1 pseudogene is annotated in these 572 nt (G+C 73.6%); it reads right to left on the minus strand.

Features of this window, described 5'->3' with window-relative positions:
* Nucleotides 1-572 (minus strand): annotated as a pseudogene (locus tag FUT87_RS28750) (3-deoxy-D-arabino-heptulosonate 7-phosphate synthase); the annotation flags it as partial.

Genomic DNA, 572 nt, shown 5'->3' on the forward strand with positions numbered 1-572 from the left:
CCGCGGGTCCGCCTGCGCCAGCAGCCGCAGGCCGCGCAGCAGCCGGGGCAGGTCGGTGGTCGCCGCATCGGCCGAGGCCTTGGCCTCGACCAGCAGCAGCAGGTCCCAGGTACTGGCGTCGTGGCGCCGCAGCAGGGCGACATCCCACTCGCTCTTGGCGCGCCGCGGATCGCCGGGGATCGACGACGGCACCTTCAAGGAAGTCGCCACGCGGTAGCGCGGCGGGTCCTCTCCCGCATTCAGACGCGCGGCCAGGACCTCGAGCGCCTGCGCGGCAAGCGCTTCCACGGCGTCGCCGCGGCGCTGCGCGTCGCTGCCGGCCGAGGTGGCCTGCCCGGTGCCCGCCGCGGGGCCTTGCCGTGCCCACAGCGCGCGATATCGCTGCACCTCGTCCTGCTGGGCCAACGCCTCGATCCGGCAAAGGCGCCTGAGCGCGTCATCGCTGACGATCCGCTCCAGGTTGCGAAACAGCACCGGCTCGTCCTGCACCTCGGGCAAGCCCAGGAGGTCCATGATCGCGTCGTCGACGTCGGACCAGTCCGCCGCGGCGCTCGCCTGCTGCATCCGCTGCA

The organism is Mitsuaria sp. TWR114 (assembly GCF_007997345.1).